Here is a 22,147-nt window from a genome sequence, read left to right on the forward strand (position 1 = left end):
ATGTCTGTGTAATAAAAAAGTGCACGCTACAGCGCGTGCGCATCTCGACTTAGTTCTAACTTAATTTGCTTTAAAGGCATAAGTTCGGGACGTTGGTTATGCAGCTTTACCAATGCATTTAACTGAAACAGTGAAATAAGCATGCTGTTAAGCACACTCAAGTAACCTTGCTTGTGTAAGTTTGCAACGGTATCGCTATTTAATGTTTGCAGTTTGTCTTCATCAACGGTGCTCAAACCTTGAATAGTTTGGGTTTCGCCTTGTTCAAACTGCAATACAATATCTATGTTTTTAATGAGCCCTAACCGCGCAACTTCTTGGGTAAATTGATACGTTTGATAGTCATTTTTTAAGTCGCTTTCTAACAGTTTTTGCTGTGCACTTAAAAATAAACTCGGATTACCTTTAGCATCAAATAGTGCCTCACCTTGCTGCGTGTTTACGGCTGAGCTTTGATCATCAATCGCGATAAAATAATCGCTACTATTTGCTTCTCGGGTCATTAAATAAAGAGGCTGGGTTTGCATACATACCGGCGTGTAAAGTGCCTGCCATTGGTTGTTATTAACCAATAAACTTTGACCTGTACTAAAGCTGGTTAACGCTGATACTGTATAACTGCCATTTTGTGTATTACGTGCTAAAAAAATAGGTAAGTCGCAGGCTGCTTTTGCTATTTCATTTGCTCTTAAATTAACTAAATGCTGCGTTTTTGCGTATTCAACGGCTGCATTGGGGTTAATTTTTAATGTTTGGTGTTTGGTGTTTACTAGTTCACTAATAGCCATAGTTACACATCCTTAAACTGGGTTAGCTGCTAACCACTGCTCTATAAAAGCACGGTGAGGCGGCAAAGTTTGCAACATCTGCTGTGTAAGCTGGCTGTTACGTTCAATTATTTGTTTGGCTTGCACATGTTGTGAATACAAATATGCTTGTTTAGTAAAGTCAGGCTTAAAGCCCATACCGTACAAAACATACTGATAACTGGCAGCAGGGAATAACTCTAATGCGCCATGAAAATCTTGAATAAGCGGGCCACGGCTTCCCCAAAGAAGTAAATCTTCTTGCAGGGTTTGTGGGATAGTATCGGGCTGTACATGTGCTTGCCAGTAAGGTTCTGGGCGCTTGGTTAGCATGTAATGCAGCTTTAAAAAGTCGATAATACGCTGCCAGCGGTAATCCATCTGCTCGTTAAAGCGTTTAGCTACAATAGGCATTACTTGTGTGTCTGCTGGCATATGCTCTGCTACAAAGCGTGCTGAAATTTCAACAAGCATAATAGCGGTTGCTTCAAGCGGCTCTACAAACCCTGCTGACATACCAATAGCAACACAGTTTTTATGCCAAAACTTCTCACGGTATCCTGATTCAAAACTAATTTTACGGGCAGTTAAACCGTTTGCTGCATCGCCTAAATAGTTTCTTAGGTTTTGCTCTGCTTCATCGTCTGATAAAAATTTGCTTGAATATACATGTCCTACACCTCGGCGGTGCGTTAAACCTATATCCCAAATCCATCCAGCGTTTTGCGCTGTTGCTATGGTATGGCTGGCAAGAAGCTGCTCGTTTTCATCGTAAGGGACTTGCATAGCCAGTGCGCTGTCGTTAAATAGCACGTGGTCCATTTTTTTAAACGGTACGTTGAGCGCTTGGCCTAATAACAATGATGAAAAACCAGTACAGTCTATAAATAAGTCGGCGTTTATAGTGCGGGTTTGATCTTTTAGAGTAAGCACATTTATTGCACCATCGTCATCAAGCTTTACCTGATCAACAGTACCAATAATATGCTCTACGCCAAGCTTACTTTTACAATGCTGTTTAAGCATTTCTGCAAAAGCGCCGGCATCTAAGTGATAAGCGTAATTACAATTACCTTGATATTCACCCTGCGCTATACCTCTTGGGGCTAAGCTTGCTTCGCAAATATCATGTTGAAAATTAGTTTGCTGTGCAAAGTCTTCAACATTATCTAAATAAGGGGCTAAATCTATGCGGCCGTAGCCTAGCGGTACAGTAAATGGATGGTAGTAAAAGTCGTTGTTGCCGTGCGTCCAATTTACAAACTTCCCGCCTTGTTTGAAGGTAGCATTACAGGCTTTAAACACATCGACTTCACGCAAGCCTATTTGCTGAAGTGTGTTTTTCATCGTGGGCCAGGTACCTTCACCTACGCCAATAGTTGGAATGTCTGATGATTCAACCAACATCACTTTTAAGCCGTCACCATTTTGACCTTGGTGATACGAAGCTATAATTGCAGCGCTCAGCCATCCTGCTGTACCACCGCCAACTACCGCTACTGTTTTTATTGCTTTATTCATAATGGACTACTCTTTGAGTATTTTTTGATAACGTTTTATACAGCAAATGCCCGTTAGGGCATTTTGATTTAATGTGAATTCATTTTAGCCAATTAGGTTAACTAATATACATTACTGCTAAATTAACCTAATTGGTATTAGCACCTCGGTGCTGTAATGAAAACTAAGAGGCGAAAAAATACGCCTCCATCATTAATTAAAACGATCCGCGAATACCAAACGCGTAACGTGAGCCATTATCTTCTACTGAATAGATTTGGTTAGCAAAACGACCTGTTTGCACTAACTCTTCTTCAGTGATGTTGATACCTTCTGCAAAAATAGTGAAGTTTTCGTTAATATCGTAGCTTGCACTAATATCCCACTGGCCGTAAGTTTCTACGTTCACTGGTTCACCGTTAAAGCCGTTATCAACTAAGCGTAAAAAGCCTTCACGGTTGTTAAATGCAACACGTGCTTGCCAGTTTTCTTGCTCATAGAAAAATATTAAGTTTTGTGAATCCCCAAGACCTTCTAGTGCAAATGTTTGTGTAGTATCGTCACCCACACTAATGTCGCTATTCACAACGGTTGCATTAGCAATAAAACCAAAGCCATTTTCAAACATGTGAGTAACACCGACTTCAAAGCCGGTTACAGTTGCAGACTCACCATTTTGAGGACGACTTACAGTGTAAACTTCTGAACTACCAATAAGTTCGTCATCTGTTTGATCTGTACATGTAGTACACGCAAAATCAGGGCCTGAACGATCAGACATTTCGTATGTTTCGGCACCTGTTAGGGTAACAATAAAGTCATCTACTTCTTTACTAAATACTGCAAAGCTAAATAAGTTAGCATCGTTGTAGTACCACTCGTAAGAAATATCCCAGTTTTCTGATTGGAATGGCTTAAGTGCTGGATTACCACCACTTGCCGTTAAGTTTTGACGACGTGGCTCGTTAAAGTTTGTCGCAGGAGATAGCTGAGACATCGTTGGACGAGTAATACTGTCGTACGCTGCAAAGCGTAGAATCATGTTGTCTTGCAGCTCTAACTTAACATTGAAAGACGGTAGTAAGTTTGAGTAGCTAGTACCTTGTTCAATATTAGTCGCTGGGCCAAATACGTTAGCAAACAATGTCGCATCTGACGTTGGAACTACATCGCTAATAAAGCTTTGTATTGCAGCAACTTCAATATCAGTTTCTGAGTAACGCGCGCCAAAGTTAACTGTTACGGGCATATCTGAAAGGTCAAAACCAAGCGTAAAGTCCATGTATAAGCTAGTGATGTCTTCGTTAATTGTGTAACGGTTATTTTGTAGTGTTGGCTCTACTGGGAAACCTTGATCGGCTAAGTAATCAAGCATTTTATCGCCATCGTAGCTATAAAATGTATCGATTAAACCAGGGAAGTAGTTACTCGCTGTATAAGCTTCAAAATCAATTGCATCAAGTGGTGCTTGTGTACCATAACCACAGAACTGACATTGACTACCAAAGATTTGAAAGCTTGATTTTTCACGCTCTTGGCGATAAGCACCAAAGTTAATACGCTCAACTGGGCCTTTATCTGGCACATATTCAAAATCGGCTTTTACTTCAGTAATTTCATCTTCATCTGTAAATTGATTACCAATTTCGTTGTAATGAAGTCGCGCTAGGCTTGGATCAGGCAACGAACCATTTTCAAAACCGTCATGCTGTACAGTAGGAATGCTGCCTGTACCGTCAAAAGTATAGCTATTGATAACACCTACAACGTTAAAACGATCTCTACCAGCACGGTCGTTTTCGGCTGTTGAGCGAGATACATCAAATTTAGCTTTTAATGACTCGTTTACTTGCCAATCAACGTTAATACCAAATGCTTTATTAGTTACATCACGTGAATTACGTGTATGCGATACAAAGTCACTTGCAGGGTCGCCACTTGGCGCGCCTAAACCAACTTCTTGAGAGAAAGTTAAAAGAGTGCCTGTTTCTGGATCAATCGTTGCACTGCCTACGCGGTCTGGTTCAAACCAAGATGCTAAATCGCGTACTGTTGAGTCAACTTCGAATTTTGAAATCATACCATCAACAGTAATCGTAACATCGTCAGACGGTGCGTATTGAAGTACTAAACTTGCATTTGTACGCTCGCGGTCTTGCTCATCAACTACTTGGTCCCAGTTACGTGGAATGTAAGCATTTTCAAACAATACACCATCCGTTGGGTTAGAAATTGTTTGGCCACCGCGCCAACCTGCCGTTAAAATTTGGTTATTTTGAAGTTTACGTTGTTGATTAGTGATGGCAAAAAGCACACCTAGCTTGTCATCGTTAAACGTATTACTTATTAAGAATGATGTTGATGGAGATACTTCTTCAGAAAGGCTTTCGTACATACCTTTAACTGAACCTAAAATATGTAAACCACCAAAATCAAAAGGACGTGCTGTAGTTACGTTAACCGTACCACCAATGCCGCCTTCTTGAAGAGTTGCTGTATTACTCTTATAAATATCAGCACCGGTGATTTGATCTGCAGCTAATACATCAAAGTTGAATTCACGACCTGCACTGTCTGTCGCAATTTGACGACCGTTTACAAGAACCGTATTAAACTGTGGACCAAAACCACGAATTGTAACTGCTTGTCCTTCACCGCCACTGCGATCGATGGCTACACCTGTAATACGTTGCAGAGATTCTGCTACGTTTAAATCAGGAAATTTACCAAGATCCTCTGCTTTAATCCCGTCTGTAACAACATTAGAGGCTTTTTTATCTAACATTGATGAACGTAAGCTGCTGCGTATACCCGTTACTGCGATAACTTCAACATCTTCATTTACTTTAGGTGTGTCACCTTCAGCGCCTTGAGCTGCAAAGCTGCCGCTTGCCAATATGCCTGTGATAGCAATACTAAGCGCGGTTTTTTTGTTGAACGATAACTTATTGTTGATTATCATTTTTTAAAAACTCCTGATTGTGTGTAGTCGTTGTGTCGTTGTGGTGGTGCATATAGTTTCAAATACTATTTATATTATAAATACTTTAAAACAGTAAAAAGTGCAACCTTTTCCTAAACTATAGATAGCATTTAATCACCGTATTTTTGCTTTTAATTTTCTTTAAATTAACATTGAAAGGCTGCATTCACTCAGAAAAAGAGTAAATAATAACCTGCTCGTAATCCTCTCCCGGCAATAAATTAGCTTTTGGGAAATTTTCACGATTTGGCGCATCAGGCCAGTTTTGCGCTTCAAAACACAAAGCTTGCCGTGCTTTAAAAGGCGCACCAACAAAGTTAGCAGTATATAGTTGCATACCTGGCTGAGTGCTTTTAAGGGTTAAATTAACCTTCGTGTGTGGCGAAGTTAATGTGGCCATCGTCTTTAAACTGCTGTCATCATTAAAAATATAGCAGTGATCAAAGCCATTTCCAGCTTCTAACTGAGGATGAACAGCGCTTAATGCCTTACCAACTTGAGCTGGCTTGGTAAAATCAAAACAAGTACTTGTAACTAAAGCGGATTCATTAAGTGGAATACTGGTTTTATCGATGGGAAGATAGTAATTGGTATTAACTTGAACAAGGTGTTCATTAATTGATTCGCTGCCATCAAGATTAAAGTAACAATGGTTGGTAAAGTTAACGAGCGTTTCTTTATTGGTTAGCGCTTTAAAGTGCAGAGTAAGCTCGCCGTTTTTAGCGCTAATAGTTTGCCAAACCTGCAACTCACCAGGGAAACCTTGTTCGCCGTCGGGAGAGCAATAATAAAGCTCAACTTCACTTTCAGTTTGTTTGATTACTTGCCAAAGTACTTTATTAAAGCCTTTAACGCCGCCGTGCAGGCTATTAGGACCGTTATTTGCCTCAAGTTGATACTGCGTACCAGATAAGTTAAAACGCCCCTTTGCAATGCGATTAGCGTATCGACCTACTGTAGCGCCAAGATAAAATGGGTTTTCAAGATAGTATTGAGGGTCATCGACGCTAAGCGTCATCTCTTGTTTTTTAAATTTAATGCTTTTTATTATTGCGCCAAACGGCAAAATTTCAGCTGTTAAATTTTCACCATCACTGAGCTGAATAACTTGTAAAGGTTGGTCACTGGCAATAGATGTCACACGCATACTCCAATCAAATTACCGAATTAACATTTCCTGTTATAACGGCGCAACAATATATATTATAAATACTATATAACTGAAGCCTGTAACTCAATCTAAATGCGTTAAAATTTCTCGACAAAAATTTACAGTTGCCGTCATATATTTACGATAATTCAGCTCAGCACGAGCTTATATAAAATATAAGCTTCGTAAGGTTAACTGCTTTGGTAAATATGCTCATTAAGCGCCGCTTTTTCGTCAACGCTAAGCGCTTGCTTTGATTTAGCGATAAAATCGTATCTCACCATCACGGCTTTGCCTATTGCGCAGCATTTATCGTGTTGCCATGCTTCTTGCCTCAGCGTAAAAGAACTAGTGCCTATATGCTCTACAGAGGTTTTTACTGTCACTTCGTGGCCATAAAATAATTCGCCTACAAACGACACTTCTACTTTGGCAATTATCAACTTCCAATCATGTGGATTTAAGTCCGGTGTAAAAAACTTAAAAATAGGTCCACGCGCGACTTCAAACCATACAGGGAGTACGGTATTGTTAATGTGTCCGAGTGCATCTGTTTCGCTAAAGCGCGGCATCACTTTTTCAATAAACATAAAAATCCAATAATAATTATATAAAGGTAAACCATGACGGACTTTATACGCGTTATTGATAACGCATTAAGCGATGAGTTTTGCGATGAATTTATTTCCACATTCGCGCAAAGCCCGCATGTAAGACAAGGGGTAACATCGGGCGGTGTCGACTTAAAGAAAAAAGACAGTCACGACCTACACTTAAATAATCACCCCGAATATGCACAACAATTAAAACATATACAACAAACGACTGCACAGCATGTTTTTAAGTATGTTGAAGAGCATATTTTTATGATGATTGGGGCGTTTGGCTTAAAGGTCTATCACCCAAAAACAGGTGAAGTAGTCGATTTAACCCAAGAGAATTTTGAAGAAGTGGGTAAACCGCAATTACCTTTGCTAGTTCAGCAAATTTTTAGACTTGGTAATATTCAAGCGCAAAAATATGAAGTAAACAAAGGTGGCTACCCTTACTGGCATAGTGAAGTTTACCCGCAGCTACAGCACAATGAAGCTTTGCATCGCGTGTTGTTATTTATGTTTTATTTAAACGATGTTGATGAAGGCGGTGAAACGGAGTTTTACTATCAAAATCGTAAAATAGCACCTAAAAAAGGCACTATGGTAATAGCTCCTGGCTACTTTACACATACCCACAGGGGTAATAAGCCAGTATCAAACGATAAGTATATTTTAACATCGTGGGTATTGTTTAACCGTGCAGAACAAATATATGGTGCGCCAAAGAGTTAGCGCACCAAAATCAGTATTATTTAACCGAGCAGTTCATCAAATAAATTAAACAACTGATCTAGCTCTTCAATCGTGTTGTAGTGCATACAACCAATGCGCACTACACCGCCTTTATCAAGCACATCTAATTGCTTGCACAAACCTTGCGCGTAAAAATTACCATCCCACACACAAATATGCTGCTTACCTAAAAATTCTGAAACGGCGCGTGGCTCAAGCCCTTCAAAAATTAAAGCAAAAGTAGGTGTACGCTCATTTAAGCGATCAAAGTCATCAATACCAAACAACTTAATGCGTGGGTAGTTTACCAAGCGCGTTAAAAAGTGCTCACTAAGCGCCATTTCGTGTTGTTTAGTTTTAGCAAAAGCTATGCTTAACTTTTCGCGGCGCGAATGGCTATCGTCAAGTTCGCTAATTGCTGCAATGTAATCAACAGCAGCAATAAAGCCCGCCATGGCTTCAAAGCTTTGTGTGCCGGTTTCCCAACGACCTGGTGCTACATCTTTAGCTGGCTCAACTTTATAAGGCGTAAACCCGTCTAAATGTTCTTTTTTACCGTAAACCATACCTAAGTGAGGGCCAAAAAACTTATATGCAGAGCAGGCTAAAAAGTCGCAATCAAGCGCTTGCACGTCAACAAGTTCGTGCGGTGCGTAATGTACGGCATCAACATAAACAAGTGCGCCTACAGCGTGAGCAAGCTCAACAATACGTTTAATATTATTAATTGAACCTGTGGTATTTGAGGCATACGTTACCGCTACAAGCTTAGTGTTGCTGTTTAATAAGCTTTCAAATTGCACCATATCTAAGCTGCAATCAGCTTCATTAATAAGCGCTGTATTTACAACAACGCCTTTATCTTCTGCAGCTTGCTGCCACGACGATACATTTGAGAAATGATCGGCATTGGTTACAATTATTTCATCGCCAGCCTGCCAGTCGCGTGAAATTGCACGGCTAAAGCTAAATGTTAGGCTGGTCATGTTTGGACCAAACACAATTTGTTGTGAGCTAGGTGCATTAAGTAAGTCAGCGGCGGCTTGGCGCGCATTCACCATCAACTCAACCGTTTTATCACTTGAAAAAAACGCGCCACCTAAGTTCGAATTATAATGACCTAAATAAGCTGTCATCGCATTAAGCACCGATGTTGGTACCTGCGAGCCACCTGGTCCATCTAAAAATATTGGCGATTTACCATCAACGTTTTGCATTAATGCAGGAAACTGCTCACGTAATTGCGTTATGTTCATGCCTAACTTCCTTAAGACGTTAATACAAAACAATCCAGGTAACCTGGTTTGCTAGCATCAATTTTGTTCATAGGTGTTGCGTTGTGCCACACTTGACGGTCATTTATTAATGCAAACATGCCGTCTTTTATTTCCATTTTAAAACAAGGCTCAGCTTGCTTGTTTTCGTATACAAGTAGCTCGCCGCCTTCTAAGTTTTCATGAGAAACGCCGCATATACATACATGGTCAAAACCATCTTGATGTACGCCTTCTGGCGCTGCTGGCGTATCACTGTTAATAGCAAGCATACGGAACTGATGAATTTCAATATCACGCTGCTCATCAATACCCGTAAGTTGGCGAAACTCATTTACAATGCTTTTCATGCCCTCTGACTCAAGTAAACTTTGCTCTAGGTTTTCGTAAGTACGCTCTACATTACCTTGAAAAGTATTAATTGAATCGTCTTGAACAAATGCTTTGGCTTGCTGTAGCTTTATTTCACCATCTTGCATTTTAACTACTGAGTAACGACGTTTACGAAAGGCGCCATCTGCATAAGGATTTGCAGGCAGGTTATCAAAAGAAGGCTTAACCAAATCAATATTTGCTTGGTTAACAAAACGTAGTTGCAGTAAATTCTGGTTGTTTAATGCTGTCATAAAATCTCGCCTAAAATAATGAGAATATTGATGAGGATTTTAATGCATTTTGATAGGAATTTTTGCGCGATTACTTACTTTAAAAGCAACTTAAGACTAGATTTAATACAATAATATAAAAAAAGAAGCATGAACTATCTAATATTTATTTTAGCCAATAAAAAACCCGCCTAAGCGGGTTTTTAAACAAACTCTAAAAATTATACAGCTTGTTGGATAATCACGTTGTCTGCTTTTTTAGTGTAAGCAGGCATACGGTGGAAGTTCAAGTAACGGTATGTATCTGAAGCCGTTGCATTGATCTTCGCTGCATATTCTTGGTACTCAGCAACTGTTGGTAATTTACCAATGATTGCAGCAATTGCAGCAAGCTCAGATGATGCTAAGAATACGTTTGCGCCATTACCTAAACGGTTAGGGAAGTTACGTGTAGAGGTAGACACAACAGTAGCTTTATCTGCAACACGTGCTTGGTTACCCATACATAGTGAACAACCTGGAGTTTCGATACGTGCGCCAACACGACCAAAAATACCATAGTAACCTTCTTCTGTAAGCTGATCTTTATCCATCTTAGTAGGTGGAGCAACCCAAAGCTGAGTCGGAAGTTGACCTTTAAAGCCATCAAGCAACTTACCAGCAGCACGGAAGTGACCAATGTTAGTCATACAAGAACCGATGAATACTTCATCAATTTTCTCGCCCGCAACATCAGAAAGAAGACGCGCATCATCTGGGTCATTTGGAGCACAAAGAACAGGTTCTTTAATCTCAGCTAAATCAATTTCAACGATATGCTTGTACTCTGCATCAGCGTCAGCTTCCATTAGTTCTGGGTTAGCTAACCAATCTTGCATTGCAGTAATACGACGTTCAATCGTACGTACATCGCCGTAACCTTCAGAAATCATCCACTTAAGCATAACAATGTTTGACTCAAGGTATTCAGAGATAGACTCTTTAGATAACTTAACAGTACAACCTGCTGCCGAACGCTCTGCAGATGCATCTGATAATTCAAACGCTTGCTCAACAGTTAGGTGCTCAACGCCTTCAATTTCTAGTACGCGACCAGAGAATTCGTTAATTTTACCTTTTTTCTCAACTGTTAATAAACCTTGTTTGATACCGTAGTAAGGGATTGCATGAACAAGGTCACGTAAAGTGATACCTGGTTGCATTTCGCCTTTAAAACGAACCAAAATAGATTCAGGCATATCAAGTGGCATAACACCTGTTGCTGCTGCGAATGCTACTGCACCCGAACCTGCTGGGAATGAAATACCTAATGGGAAACGTGTATGTGAATCACCACCAGTACCTACGGTATCTGGTAATAACATACGGTTTAACCACGAGTGAATAATACCATCACCTGGACGAAGTGAAACACCGCCACGGTTCATGATGAAATCAGGAAGCGTATGGTGAGTGCTTACATCGATAGGCTTAGGATAAGCTGATGTATGACAGAAAGACTGCATTGTTAAATCTGCAGAGAAACCTAAACATGCTAGATCTTTAAGTTCATCACGTGTCATAGGACCTGTTGTATCTTGCGAACCAACAGTTGTCATTTTAGGCTCACAGTACTGACCTGGGCGAATACCTGCAACGTTACATGCTTTACCAACCATTTTTTGCGCTAGTGTGAAGCCTTTATCAGAAACTTCTGTTGCTGTTGGTACTTTAAATGTATCAGTTGCGCCTAAGCCAAGAGATGTACGCGCTTTATCAGTTAAACCACGACCGATGATTAGTGGAATACGACCACCAGCACGAACTTCATCTAAAATCACATCAGATTTAAGCTCAAAAGTAGAAATCACTTTATCAGTACCATGTTGCTTAACAACACCTTCGTACGGATAAATGTCGATTTGCTCGCCCATGTTGAGTTCATCAACATTTAATTCGATTGGTAATGCGCCTGAATCTTCCATTGTGTTGAAGAAGATTGGAGCAATTTTATTACCTAAACATACACCGCCAACACGCTTGTTTGGTACAAACGGGATATCATCGCCCATAAACCAAAGTACAGAGTTAGTTGCAGACTTACGAGAAGAACCCGTACCAACAACATCACCTACGTAAGCAAGTGGTAAACCTTTAGTTTTTAATTCTTCAATCTGAGTAATTGGACCAACTTCGCCCGCTTTATCAGGTGTAATACCATCGCGTTCAATTTTTAGCATTGCTAAAGCATGAAGTGGGATATCTGGACGAGACCATGCATCTGGTGCAGGAGACAAGTCATCAGTATTTGTTTCGCCAGTTACTTTAAATACAGTAACTGAAATCTTTTCAGCAACAGCTGGCTTATTAGTAAACCATTCTGCATTTGCCCAAGACTCAATAATTTGCTTAGCGAATGTATTACCTGCTTTTGCTTTTGCTTTTTCTTCTACATCGTAGAACGCATCAAACATAAGTAATGTATTTGAAAGGCCTTTAACTACGATTGGTGCAAGTGTTTCGTCATCAAGTAGGTCAATCATTGGTGCAATATTGTAACCGCCCAACATTGTACCTAATAATTCTGCCGCTTTTTCTTTAGAAACAAGTGGAGAATTAGTTTCACCTTTAGCTACAGCTGCTAAGAAGCCCGCTTTAATATAAGCAGCATCATCAACACCTGCTGGTATACGCTGAATGAACAAATCTAAAATGAATTCTTCTTCACCTGCAGGTGGATTTTTGATTAATTCAATAAGATCAGCAGTTTGCTGAGCATCTAATGGCGCTGGTACGATACCTAACGCGGCACGTTCTTCTACGTGTTTACGATATTCTTGTAGCACAATATTGCCCTCTTGGTGACGTGAAAGTATCCGGTAGCGCTTCAAGCGCAAATAAGTTACCCAATACTTATAGTATTCTAACGCGTAATTATAAAGCTTTTATGGATAGATGAAAATCCATCCAGTTACGCAACTGATTATACCGATTATAAATACTATGAATAGTGGTTGTAGTAAAAACTATTTTCATGAATACTTGTTAAGTAAGAATCATTACCATTAACCAATATTAATTTATTACAGCCATAAAAAAACCCAGCACTTGGCTGGGTTTTTATTACAAACTATTTAATTAACGTAAAACTTTAACGTTTTTGATAGTTTTGATATGCGCTTCTACACGACGGTTTTCTGCGTTTGCAGCTTTAGTGTTTGCATCATTTTTAAGACGCTCTTCACCTAAACCAACTGTAGTAATACGGTCTTTAGCAATGCCATCAGTAACTAATTGCTTAGCTACTGCATCAGCACGTTTTTTAGATAACCATTTGTTGTAAGTTGCTTTACCTACAGAAGAAGTGTGACCTTCTAAAAGTACTGTTGTATCTGGGTAATCTTTTAAGAATGCAGATACTTTTTCAATATCGTTTAAGTACTGAGTAGATACTGCTGAAGCATTGTTAGGGAAAGTCACTAATAAGCTTACAGTCACTTCTTTATCTTCATATAAAGTACAACCAGTGCCATCAACTGCATCAGTCATAGGTGTGTTAGCACACTTATCATCTGCATCAGGAATGTTGTCGTTGTCGCTATCTGTAGGAGCTACAGCTACTTCAATTACCTTAGGCTCTGGAGCTGGTTTAACTGGCTCTACAGGAGCTGAATTTTGGCCAAATAAGTAGTTAATACCAATTTTAGCGCCTACATCTGTGTAACCACGGTCAAGACCTTGGTATACAGCTGTTTCAGCATTTACAAATAAGCCATCTGTAATGAAATGTTGGTAACCAACACCTGCATTTAAGAATGTATTGTCATCTACTACGTCTATTTCTTTAATACCGAAAAGACCGTAGAAAGGACCGCCATTTAAATGGTAAAGAGCATCAATACCGTAACGCTCGCCATCAATACCGTTGCGGTTGCCAGCAACTTTATCAAAAGCATTAAAATCCATATCTGCATATTCAAGACGTGCGCTCCAGTAATCACTGAAACGGTAACCGGCTTCAACACCCCAGCCAGTTGATTCATTTACATCAAGACCAGCTTGAGCACGCATGTTTTTCCAAGATGCGTCATAATAGTCGCCAAATGCGCCAATGTAGAAACCTTCTTCTTTATCAGCAGCGAATGTAGATGCGCTAGTTGCAGCCAACGCGATTGCAATTGTAAGTGATTTTAATTTCATTGTTTTCTTCCCATTTGAACAATTTTAAATTGTAGCTAATCGATACTAGCTCAATCAGTTTTATATAGACTAACTGAGCCTTTGTTAATCAATACTTAACGAAAAATAAAGTTTATAACTTTTTTCTATGCCTCGTCACAACACACATCCACTTACTATAGGCGAAATTAAAACTTTATTGAAAAATAAATATAGTAGTTTGTTGTAAATTAGTACTTAGCAAGGAATGTAAGAGCAATTAAATTAAATGCACTTATAAATGCAAAGAAATATTGCTTGGCTTTAATTCGGCGCATAATACCACCAGAATTAACATTACCCTAGGTATATGCACATATTTGATTAAAAAATGACTCTTTTTAATCATGTAGTTATACTCAAAGTTAAGTATTAAGTACCACAAAAAGTTTGGTAATCATTATCATTTATCGGTGCAGCCTGAAATTCTGATAATTTTTCACTGTCAGAATACGGGTTACTGGCTATTTTTATAAAGCGCTGTAGTAACTCACTAGACCCTGTAGCGTTATATTGTGCAATTATTTCTTCGATCACATGATTACGCGGTATTACACGAGGATTTGCAGCTCTCATTATTTCATAACTATTATCGTCGGTTAAGCTTACCCACTTAGCTCTCCATTCAATTAGCGACTCTGGTATTACTACTTCTTCTTTTAAGGATTCAGTAAGCGCATCGAAGGTATTGGTGTAATCGAGCTGATTATCTTTTAATAGTGCTAACAACTCTGCGATTAACTCGCCACTACTATTGCAAGATTCATTTAAACCCAGCTTTTGTCCCCACATAGCCGTAAACTCAGTATTAAATTGCTCAGCAAAGCTATTAATGTATGGCGTCATTAACGAAACAGCTTGTTCGTCATCATCGCTGATAAGCGGTATTAAACTCTCAGCTAAACGAGCACAGTTCCAGTTAGCTATATTAGGTTGATTACCAAATGCATACCGACCTTGTTTGTCGATAGAGCTAAATACAGTATCAAAGTCAAAGCTATTCATCATGGCACACGGGCCGTAATCAATGGTTTCTCCGCTTACTAGCGTATTATCGGTATTCATTACTCCGTGAATAAAGCCAACACGCATCCAGCTCACAACTAGCTTAACTTGGTTTTTAATCACAGCGCCTAAAAATGCTAAATAGCGCTGCGATCCTGTATCTGTTATTTCTGGGCAGTGTCGCTCTATAGCTAAATCGGCTAAATTTTTAAGTCCTTCAACATCGCCTTGCGTCGCTAAATATTGAAACGAGCCAACACGAATATGGCTCGTTGCTAAACGAGTCACTATGGCGCCTGCTTGTGGCGGATTACGATAAACCGTTTCACCACTACCAACAACCGCTAAGCAGCGTGTGGTTTTAATGCCTAGTGCATGCATTGCCTCGCTCATTACGTATTCACGAATAGCAGGACCAAGAGCACAACGCCCATCTCCCCCTCTTGAGTAAGGAGTAGCACCAGAGCCTTTTAATTGAATATCCCACAACTGGTTTTTATCATCATTAATAGCGCCCAGTAAATGCGCTCGCCCATCGCCTAAACGTGGTGAAAAATGTCCAAATTGGTGCCCAGAGTAACCAAGTGCTACTGCAGGAATCGCCTGTTTTTCGTTACCGCTAAAAGTGCTAGCACGCAAATCAGCTGCAACGTTAATATTAAACTCTTTTGCTAAGCTCTCGTTCCACAGTAATAACTGAGGAAAGGCAACACTTGCAGGGAAATCTTCTATCGCAAAGTTTTCCGTAATGTCTGTGTATCTTGGCACTAATTTCATGGTAATTCCTATTATTGCTGACTTATACCAACACGGTTGTCACCTACGCCATAAGCAACAATTAAGCTTAACTCTTGCATACTTAAGCCGCTTTGCTTTTGCATTTCGTTAAAAAAGGCTTGGGCTGCATTTAGTGACTTTTTAGTTTGTAAGCCGCCGTCTATAATTTTATGGGCCCGTAAGTAACTCTCTACATCGCGTGATAGTAAAAAAGTATCTTTACCAAGTGCTCGCAGTGCATAAGGCCCTGTATTTCCGCCTAAACGCGCACCATGCTTTTTTAAATACGCCCATAAACCAATAATATCGTCTGTTGGCCAATTAGCGATAAACTGACTAAAACTGCCATGTTCCCCTGCTATTTCGTTGATCATGTAAGCATTTTCGGTAATTGTTTTTACTTTTTTATAGTTACGAACAATTCGCTCATCCGTTGCTTTTTGTTCCAGCATATCGGGTGGCATCATTAATAACTTATCAACGCTAAAATCCCAAAAAACCTCTCTAAAGCCTGGCCACTTATTATTAATGACTGACCAATAAAAGCCACTTTGAAATACTTTTCGAGTAAATTCCTCAAGCCAATCGTCGTCACTTAACGTGCTTAGTTGTTTTTTAGATAGCGGTTTTGCGAGTAATAACTTAAGCATTTTTTCAGAGCCTTTTCGCTCTACCGCTCGCTTATAAATATCGCTAAATTTTTCCATCTGATTAATACCTTACTTCTACTATGGGTCTAGTGTACGAGAAAAGCACCCAATACGTAACCACCCCTCTTTTCGGTGAATTAATCTGTATTTAGTAGCTTGACACCCAGATGGCTAAAATGCTTTAATCGCCGTAATTACCCTATTTAAATTGCACAGGTTTGTAAGTTTTACTCTACAAACAGGTGCAAAGGGCTAGAAGAGGTGCGTTATTCAGGTAGCGTATGTTAGGAGCGCAAACTCCAGTGAGCATACGTGAGGGGAATTAACGCCGAGAAGTAACCACTTTTGCGAGGTGTTTATTTCGGGCGACTAGGTTGAACCCTAGCGACTGTCACCAATAGCTGCTTATAAAAAGCAGCTTATTAGTTTGGTGGAGAGCTTCTGGTCTTAAATATTAAGGCCGTGCGCCCTATTATTTTAAGCCCATTCGCTCTTCGAATTATTAGTTCGAACGACGTTAATGCGGCTCCTTCCATAAAGCTTTTTAACTCTTCGAATAATATCAATTGCATTAAATTAGTTATCGCTAAAATGATCACGTTTTTAATAAAGTTGGTACAAATTATAAGTTCGTGAGAGATGATCAACAACTTCAATTTAAACGACTACTCATTGTGGACCGCGCTCGTAACGCCATTTGATCAACACGGCGATGTTGACTACAACACGTTAACTAAATTGGTTAGCGATCAAGAAGCGGCACATAACGGTATTTTACTACTTGGCAGTACGGGCGAAGGTTTAGCACTAACGCTAAAAGAACAACAAGCCATTGTTGAACACGTATGCCAACTAAAACCAGCAGTACCACTCATGGTTGCTGTGGGCGGTAGTAACTTAAAGCAACAAATTGAGTGGGTTAACTACTGTAATACACTCCCAATTCATAGCTTTTTACTTGGCTCACCGCTTTATGCAAAGCCCGGCGCTATAGGTCAAACTCATTGGTTTGAAAGCCTACTTAATGCAAGTGCTCACCCGTGTATGCTTTATAACGTACCGGGTCGAAGTGCTGTTAGCATTCCAACGGCAACAATTCAAAACTTACAAAATAATAAAAATTTATGGGCGTTAAAAGAAGCGAGCGGCAGCATTGCTCAGTTTGAAGCTTACCGCCAAGCTGCGCCTAATTTAGCTATTTTTAGTGGCGACGATGCGCTGATGCCTTATTTTGCTCAAGCTGGCGCAAAAGGTTTAGTGTCGGTAGCTGCAAATGCATGGCCCGCACAAACTCACGAGTTTGTTAAACGCAGCTTAAGTGGCCAACACCCTAATTTATTTGCCCAGTGGTCAAGCGCTATTAATAGCTTATTTGCTGTCGCAAACCCTATTCCCGTAAAGGTATTGATGCATTTGCAAGGCCGCTTAAGCAGCCCGCAACTTCGTCCACCTTTAACACACCTTGAGTTAACTCAAACCGATTGCATCACAACTGCAAACAACACCATTTTATCTTGGCATTAAATACAGGTTTTTATAATGAGCTGGTTAGAACTATTAAATAATTTAGAATCGGGCGCAGTACGCGCAGCATCACAAAACGAAAGCGGCCAATGGCAAGCTAACGTAGAAGTAAAACAAGGCATTTTGGATGCCTTCAAAAATGGCACTAATACTGAGTTTGCAGGTGGTTTTGTTGATAAACATAACTTAGCTCCGCAAGAATTTAGTACTGACGATGGCGTACGTATGGTGCCGGGTGGCTCTAGTGTTCGCCGTGGTGCTTATGTTGCTAAAGGCACGATTATTATGCCACCAGCGTATGTAAACATTGGTGCATACATCGACGAAGGCACAATGGTAGATAGCCACGCATTAGTTGGCTCGTGTGCACAAGTAGGTAAAAACGTACATTTAAGTGCTGCAGTGCAGCTTGGTGGTGTACTTGAGCCAATTGGTGCAAGCCCAGTAGTTGTAGAAGACGACGCCTTTATTGGCGCTGGCTGTATTATTGTTGAAGGTGTAGTTATTAAAAAAGGTGCAGTACTTGCCCCAGGCGTGCGTTTATCAGCAACTATTCCGGTATACGACTGCGTAAACGAGCGCCAACTTGATAAAGGCGAGCCAATCCCAGAATATGCCATTGTAATACCAGGCTCTCGCCCTGCGTCAAACGAGTGGGCGCGCGAGCAAGGCTTAAGCATGTCGTGTGCGTTAATAGTTAAATACCGCGACGAAAAAAGCGATGCATCATTATTGCTTGAAGAGGTTTTACGATAATGAGCTTTTTGAGCACGCCTATCAAAACCGCTGTAAATACAATTACACAACAACTTGATACACCTTTTTTTGTTTACGACCTAGATCAACTAAACGCGCATCTTGCACGTTTAGTTGCGCAAACCGATGTAAAACTGTGGTACGCGGTAAAAGCAAATCCACTGTCTAAAATTATTCAAAGCTTAGACAGCGCTGGCTTTAATTTTGACGTAGCAAGTAAAGGTGAGCTTGAGCAAGTGCTAGCACAAGGTATTAGCTCACAGCGCGTGCTCAACACAGGGCCTGCAAAAAGCCCTAAACAAATTAAACACTTTATTGAGCGCGGAGTACGTATATTCGTAGCCGAAAGCCTCAATCAAGTACGTTGGTTAAACCAACAAGCGCAACTACAAAATACGCAGTTACAAGTATTACTGCGAGTGCAATTACGCTGGCCTGAAGGTGAAAAAAACCCACTGGGCGGCGACAGCCTTACGCCGTTTGGTTTGGGTTGTGATGAGTGGCAAGCACTCAATGTAACCGACTACCCTACACTTAAGTTTGACGGCTTACATATTTTTCAGTGGGGCAACATGCTTAGCACGCAAAAGCTAAGCGAATTGTGGTCACAAATGATTGCACCACTTAGCCAACTTGCCAGCGATTTAAACATCAATCTTAAAGTTTTAGATTTAGGTGGCGGTTTAGGTATTCCTTATACACAAAATGAAGCAACGCTTGATTGGGATGACTTAATAGCTGCGCTCGCTAAAATTAAAAATGATGCGGGTGTAGAAGAATTATGGATGGAACTTGGTCGCTATGCCGTTGGCGAATGCGGTCATTACGCAAACCCAGTAGTAGAGCGCAAACAAAACTACAATCAAGAACAAGTAATTTTAAGCGGCGGTATAAATCACTTATTACGCCCTGCTGTTACCAGCCAAGATTTTCCTGCTGCGTTACTGCGTGAATCCAGTGCTAAAATTCAAGCGGTCACTTTATACGGCCCGCTTTGTACAGCGCTTGATTGCTTAGGTGAGCATAACCTGCCAAGCGATTTAAATGAGCATGACTGGCTAGTGTTTAGCCAATGCGGTGCTTACGGCTTTACCGAAAGTATGCCGTATTTTTTATGCCACGAGCTCGCCGGCGAGTACACATTGCAAAACGGTGAACTTACCTGTGTTCGCCAAGCCGAAAATGCCAGCCACTACTTAAGGTAATAAGCATGAGTAATACAACACACATCAGCCAAGAGAACATTGTAGTAGGGGAAGTTGCAAACGGCTTACCGCTTACAATTCCGGTGTATCGTTTAAAAGGCGATGGCACAGGGCCTAGTATTTATGTTCAGGCCAATATGCATGGCGCTGAAGTGCAAGGTAACGCAGTTATTTTTCAGCTACTTGAGCAATTAAAACACCTTAATCTTAATGGCGATATTACATTAGTGCCTTATGCTAACCCAATTGGTTGTAATCAAAAATCTGGCGAGTTTACCCTTGGCAGGTTCGATCCGATTACGGGCACTAATTGGAATCGCATGTATCACTACAATAAAAATTTAGTGGCACAGTTTGCACAAAATCATACCCAGTATGACGACGCTACATTAAAAAGTAACTTCAAACAGGCGCTTATTGACGAAGTAGACAACAAACTTAACGGCCCTGCTTATTTACTTAATACGGGTAAACGCATTGCACTTAACCTACAAAAGCTCGCTCATCAGGCTGATATAGTACTCGATTTACACACAGGTCCTATTTCAAGCAAACACTTGTATTGCCCAACTTATGCAACCGACAGCGCGCGCTATTTTAATATTGAACATGTACTGCTTATTCCGAGTGATTTTGACGGCGCTATGGATGAAGCTAACTTTTGCCCATGGTGGCATTTGAGTGATGCACTTAGCGAGCAAGGTCGTGAATTATCAATACCTGTAGAAGCATTTACTGTAGAGCTAGGCAGCCAAGAAAAAATAGACTTAAAAGAAGCACTAAACGATGCTAACAGCATTTTAAGTTACTTAAATCACAAAGGCGTATTACAAAACGCACCGCATACGCCAGCCAATATGACTCGCTATGCATGTAATTTAGATGACTACTTTGCTTATTACGCCCCTATTGGCGGCATGGTTGAATACTTAGCCCCACTTGGTGGGCACATTAAAGCCGGTGAGCCTATTGCTAATATTTTACGCATGGAGCGCTACTTAAGCGAGCAACCACTGCAAACACTTACTCTCGATTGCGATGCAATTGCCATTTTGCACTTTGCCTCGGCGAGTGTTAACCAAGGCACCGAACTTTATAAGTTTTTTACTAACATATTTGAGCTTTAGCTCACCCTTCTCATTGCGTGAGAGCACATAGTTAATGTGCATTAAAAAAGCGGCCTAGGCCGCTTTTTTTCTGATCTATATTTACTTTGTATACGTACAGACCTTGTTATAAATACAAATTCAGTAAAAGTTCACCGTTACATATGTAAAAAGACGTTATAATTAAATTAACGCATACAACACAACCCGAACCCACAAGGAATTACAATGAGCTGGCGCCACTGGATCACACTTTCTGCCTTAATAAGTACAGCTACCTTCGCACAAGAAGAAGTTGCTACAAATGAGCAAGACAACGACATCGAACTTGTAAAGCAGTGTATTTTAAATGAGGTAATTGGCGGAGATGGTAAACAAACATTAGACGATCTTCGTAAAAAGTGTTCAGCTCTTGAAGAAGACAAACAACTTACCGCGCTTGATAAACGCCAAGCTCGTGAAGAAGTAGGTAAAAAAAATAGAAATGTAATTACGCCACATAAGCGTAACTATATTTTACCGCTTTCGTACGTATCGCACCCAAACGATCGCCCATTTGATGGCTTTGATGCACTAACAGACGATAACGACGGTGAACCGCTCGACAACTTAGAAGCAAAATACCAGCTATCGATAAAAGTGCCTCTTTACGATGATTTTTCGGATAAAGACCAAGCCATATTTTTTGGCTTTACACTGCAATCATATTGGCAGATTTATAACTCAGAAATTTCTTCTCCATTTCGTGAGACCAACTACGAACCAGAGATATTTTGGATAAATTACCTCGACCCAGAAAACGTATTATGGGGCGACGAAATGGCAATCGCATTAGGTATTTCGCATCAATCAAATGGTCGAAGCCAACCAAACTCACGTTCGTGGAACCGTATTTATGCAGACTTTATCTGGGAAAATAGAGGCTTTGTTTTTAGCTTTAAACCTTGGTACCGAATAGCTGAGGACGAAAAAGAAGATATTTTAGAAGCCAATGGCGACGACAACCCAGACATATATAAATACATGGGTTACTTTGAGTTTAGCGGCGCGTATCGTTTTCATGACCATGAATTTAGCTTTATGACACGTAACAACTTAAATTCAGATAATCGTGGTGCAATTCAACTCGACTGGTCGTTTCCTTTATGGGGCCGCGTTCGTGGTTATGCACAATACTTTAACGGTTATGGCGAAAGCTTAATTGATTACAATGCGGATGTAGAACGTATTGGTGTAGGTATATTATTAACCGATCTGCTGTGATACTTCTCTAAGTTTTAC

Annotated in this window: 17 protein-coding genes and 1 riboswitch; of the genes, 6 read left to right on the forward strand and 11 right to left on the reverse strand. The window is 40.3% G+C overall.

Annotated elements, in window-relative coordinates; genetic code table 11:
- Nucleotides 1-26: 26 nt before the first annotated feature.
- From I6E82_RS16395 to I6E82_RS16415, 5 genes are all read right to left on the reverse strand, one after another.
- Nucleotides 27-788, reverse strand: coding sequence for a SapC family protein (locus tag I6E82_RS16395; protein WP_197118299.1), 762 nt, complete (start codon nucleotides 786-788; stop codon nucleotides 27-29).
- 12 nt (nucleotides 789-800) lie between these two features.
- Entirely contained in the window at nucleotides 801-2,327 is a 1,527-nt protein-coding gene (locus I6E82_RS16400) for a tryptophan halogenase family protein (protein ID WP_197118300.1), read from the reverse strand.
- A gap of 196 nt (nucleotides 2,328-2,523) precedes the next feature.
- Nucleotides 2,524-5,268 (reverse strand): TonB-dependent receptor, encoded by a 2,745-nt coding sequence (locus tag I6E82_RS16405; protein WP_197118301.1) that lies wholly within the window; start codon nucleotides 5,266-5,268, stop codon nucleotides 2,524-2,526.
- Nucleotides 5,269-5,455: 187 nt separating this feature from the next.
- Nucleotides 5,456-6,430 carry an aldose epimerase family protein gene (locus I6E82_RS16410; RefSeq protein WP_197118302.1) on the reverse strand — a complete coding sequence of 325 codons (975 nt, stop codon included), beginning with the start codon at nucleotides 6,428-6,430 and terminating at the stop codon, nucleotides 5,456-5,458.
- Nucleotides 6,431-6,630: 200 nt separating this feature from the next.
- Nucleotides 6,631-7,029, reverse strand: coding sequence for an acyl-CoA thioesterase (locus I6E82_RS16415; RefSeq protein ID WP_076925789.1), 399 nt, complete (start codon nucleotides 7,027-7,029; stop codon nucleotides 6,631-6,633).
- Between the two features lie 33 nt (nucleotides 7,030-7,062).
- On the opposite strand from I6E82_RS16415, the gene I6E82_RS16420 reads away from it, so the two are divergent.
- The gene (locus tag I6E82_RS16420) at nucleotides 7,063-7,767 is read left to right on the forward strand and encodes a 2OG-Fe(II) oxygenase (RefSeq protein ID WP_197118303.1); all 705 of its coding nucleotides are present in this window, start codon (nucleotides 7,063-7,065) and stop codon (nucleotides 7,765-7,767) included.
- A 20-nt stretch (nucleotides 7,768-7,787) separates the two neighbouring features.
- Here I6E82_RS16420 and I6E82_RS16425 read toward each other — a convergent pair whose 3' ends face one another.
- From I6E82_RS16425 to I6E82_RS16450, 6 genes are all read right to left on the reverse strand, one after another.
- The gene (locus I6E82_RS16425) at nucleotides 7,788-9,023 is read right to left on the reverse strand and encodes a cysteine desulfurase-like protein (protein WP_197118304.1); all 1,236 of its coding nucleotides are present in this window, start codon (nucleotides 9,021-9,023) and stop codon (nucleotides 7,788-7,790) included.
- A gap of 11 nt (nucleotides 9,024-9,034) precedes the next feature.
- Nucleotides 9,035-9,667: a 2OG-Fe dioxygenase family protein gene (locus I6E82_RS16430; protein ID WP_008167256.1), complete on the reverse strand. Its 633-nt coding sequence runs from the start codon at nucleotides 9,665-9,667 to the stop codon at nucleotides 9,035-9,037.
- A gap of 200 nt (nucleotides 9,668-9,867) precedes the next feature.
- Nucleotides 9,868-12,471, reverse strand: a complete 2,604-nt coding sequence (gene acnB / locus I6E82_RS16435) for a bifunctional aconitate hydratase 2/2-methylisocitrate dehydratase (RefSeq protein ID WP_197118305.1) — start codon at nucleotides 12,469-12,471, stop codon at nucleotides 9,868-9,870.
- Between the two features lie 292 nt (nucleotides 12,472-12,763).
- Complete coding sequence (locus tag I6E82_RS16440) at nucleotides 12,764-13,825, reverse strand: OmpA family protein (RefSeq protein ID WP_024607656.1); 1,062 nt, start codon at nucleotides 13,823-13,825, stop codon at nucleotides 12,764-12,766.
- Nucleotides 13,826-14,215: 390 nt separating this feature from the next.
- A complete protein-coding gene (locus tag I6E82_RS16445; protein WP_165722234.1) occupies nucleotides 14,216-15,625 on the reverse strand; it encodes a protein adenylyltransferase SelO in 1,410 nt (469 codons plus the stop codon).
- Between the two features lie 11 nt (nucleotides 15,626-15,636).
- Complete coding sequence (locus I6E82_RS16450) at nucleotides 15,637-16,332, reverse strand: DNA-3-methyladenine glycosylase I (RefSeq protein WP_165722236.1); 696 nt, start codon at nucleotides 16,330-16,332, stop codon at nucleotides 15,637-15,639.
- A gap of 191 nt (nucleotides 16,333-16,523) precedes the next feature.
- Nucleotides 16,524-16,724: riboswitch (Lysine riboswitch) on the forward strand.
- 190 nt (nucleotides 16,725-16,914) lie between these two features.
- Between I6E82_RS16450 and dapA the strand changes: the two genes are divergently transcribed.
- The 5 genes from dapA (at nucleotide 16,915) to I6E82_RS16475 (ending at nucleotide 22,129) form a co-directional block, all read left to right on the forward strand.
- Nucleotides 16,915-17,799 (forward strand): 4-hydroxy-tetrahydrodipicolinate synthase, encoded by an 885-nt coding sequence (gene dapA / locus I6E82_RS16455; protein ID WP_165722238.1) that lies wholly within the window; start codon nucleotides 16,915-16,917, stop codon nucleotides 17,797-17,799.
- A gap of 15 nt (nucleotides 17,800-17,814) precedes the next feature.
- Complete coding sequence (locus tag I6E82_RS16460) at nucleotides 17,815-18,555, forward strand: 2,3,4,5-tetrahydropyridine-2,6-dicarboxylate N-succinyltransferase (RefSeq protein ID WP_007376223.1); 741 nt, start codon at nucleotides 17,815-17,817, stop codon at nucleotides 18,553-18,555.
- Nucleotides 18,555-19,760, forward strand: coding sequence for a PLP-dependent decarboxylase (locus I6E82_RS16465; protein ID WP_165722239.1), 1,206 nt, complete (start codon nucleotides 18,555-18,557; stop codon nucleotides 19,758-19,760). Before I6E82_RS16460 ends, I6E82_RS16465 begins: the two co-directional genes overlap by 1 nt.
- A gap of 5 nt (nucleotides 19,761-19,765) precedes the next feature.
- Nucleotides 19,766-20,887 carry a succinylglutamate desuccinylase/aspartoacylase family protein gene (locus I6E82_RS16470; RefSeq protein ID WP_197118306.1) on the forward strand — a complete coding sequence of 374 codons (1,122 nt, stop codon included), beginning with the start codon at nucleotides 19,766-19,768 and terminating at the stop codon, nucleotides 20,885-20,887.
- Nucleotides 20,888-21,094: 207 nt separating this feature from the next.
- Nucleotides 21,095-22,129, forward strand: a complete 1,035-nt coding sequence (locus I6E82_RS16475; RefSeq protein WP_197118307.1) for a phospholipase A — start codon at nucleotides 21,095-21,097, stop codon at nucleotides 22,127-22,129.
- Nucleotides 22,130-22,147: the final 18 nt, after the last annotated feature.

Origin of the sequence: Pseudoalteromonas sp. NZS11 (assembly GCF_015864765.1) — a bacterium.
GTDB lineage: Bacteria > Pseudomonadota > Gammaproteobacteria > Enterobacterales > Alteromonadaceae > Pseudoalteromonas > Pseudoalteromonas arctica.

What these genes read in the sequence shown, in the direction of transcription:
- I6E82_RS16475 (WP_197118307.1), top strand. Translation starts at nt 21,095, where the DNA reads ATGAGCTGGCGCCACTGGATCACACTTTCTGCCTTAATAAGTACAGCT.
- I6E82_RS16395 (WP_197118299.1), bottom strand. Translation starts at nt 788, where the DNA reads ATGGCTATTAGTGAACTAGTAAACACCAAACACCAAACATTAAAAATT.
- I6E82_RS16445 (WP_165722234.1), bottom strand. Translation starts at nt 15,625, where the DNA reads ATGAAATTAGTGCCAAGATACACAGACATTACGGAAAACTTTGCGATA.
- I6E82_RS16465 (WP_165722239.1), top strand. Translation starts at nt 18,555, where the DNA reads ATGAGCTTTTTGAGCACGCCTATCAAAACCGCTGTAAATACAATTACA.
- I6E82_RS16450 (WP_165722236.1), bottom strand. Translation starts at nt 16,332, where the DNA reads ATGGAAAAATTTAGCGATATTTATAAGCGAGCGGTAGAGCGAAAAGGC.
- I6E82_RS16460 (WP_007376223.1), top strand. Translation starts at nt 17,815, where the DNA reads ATGAGCTGGTTAGAACTATTAAATAATTTAGAATCGGGCGCAGTACGC.
- I6E82_RS16400 (WP_197118300.1), bottom strand. Translation starts at nt 2,327, where the DNA reads ATGAATAAAGCAATAAAAACAGTAGCGGTAGTTGGCGGTGGTACAGCA.
- I6E82_RS16415 (WP_076925789.1), bottom strand. Translation starts at nt 7,029, where the DNA reads ATGTTTATTGAAAAAGTGATGCCGCGCTTTAGCGAAACAGATGCACTC.
- I6E82_RS16470 (WP_197118306.1), top strand. Translation starts at nt 19,766, where the DNA reads ATGAGTAATACAACACACATCAGCCAAGAGAACATTGTAGTAGGGGAA.
- I6E82_RS16425 (WP_197118304.1), bottom strand. Translation starts at nt 9,023, where the DNA reads ATGAACATAACGCAATTACGTGAGCAGTTTCCTGCATTAATGCAAAAC.
- I6E82_RS16405 (WP_197118301.1), bottom strand. Translation starts at nt 5,268, where the DNA reads ATGATAATCAACAATAAGTTATCGTTCAACAAAAAAACCGCGCTTAGT.
- I6E82_RS16430 (WP_008167256.1), bottom strand. Translation starts at nt 9,667, where the DNA reads ATGACAGCATTAAACAACCAGAATTTACTGCAACTACGTTTTGTTAAC.
- I6E82_RS16440 (WP_024607656.1), bottom strand. Translation starts at nt 13,825, where the DNA reads ATGAAATTAAAATCACTTACAATTGCAATCGCGTTGGCTGCAACTAGC.
- dapA (WP_165722238.1), top strand. Translation starts at nt 16,915, where the DNA reads ATGATCAACAACTTCAATTTAAACGACTACTCATTGTGGACCGCGCTC.
- I6E82_RS16420 (WP_197118303.1), top strand. Translation starts at nt 7,063, where the DNA reads ATGACGGACTTTATACGCGTTATTGATAACGCATTAAGCGATGAGTTT.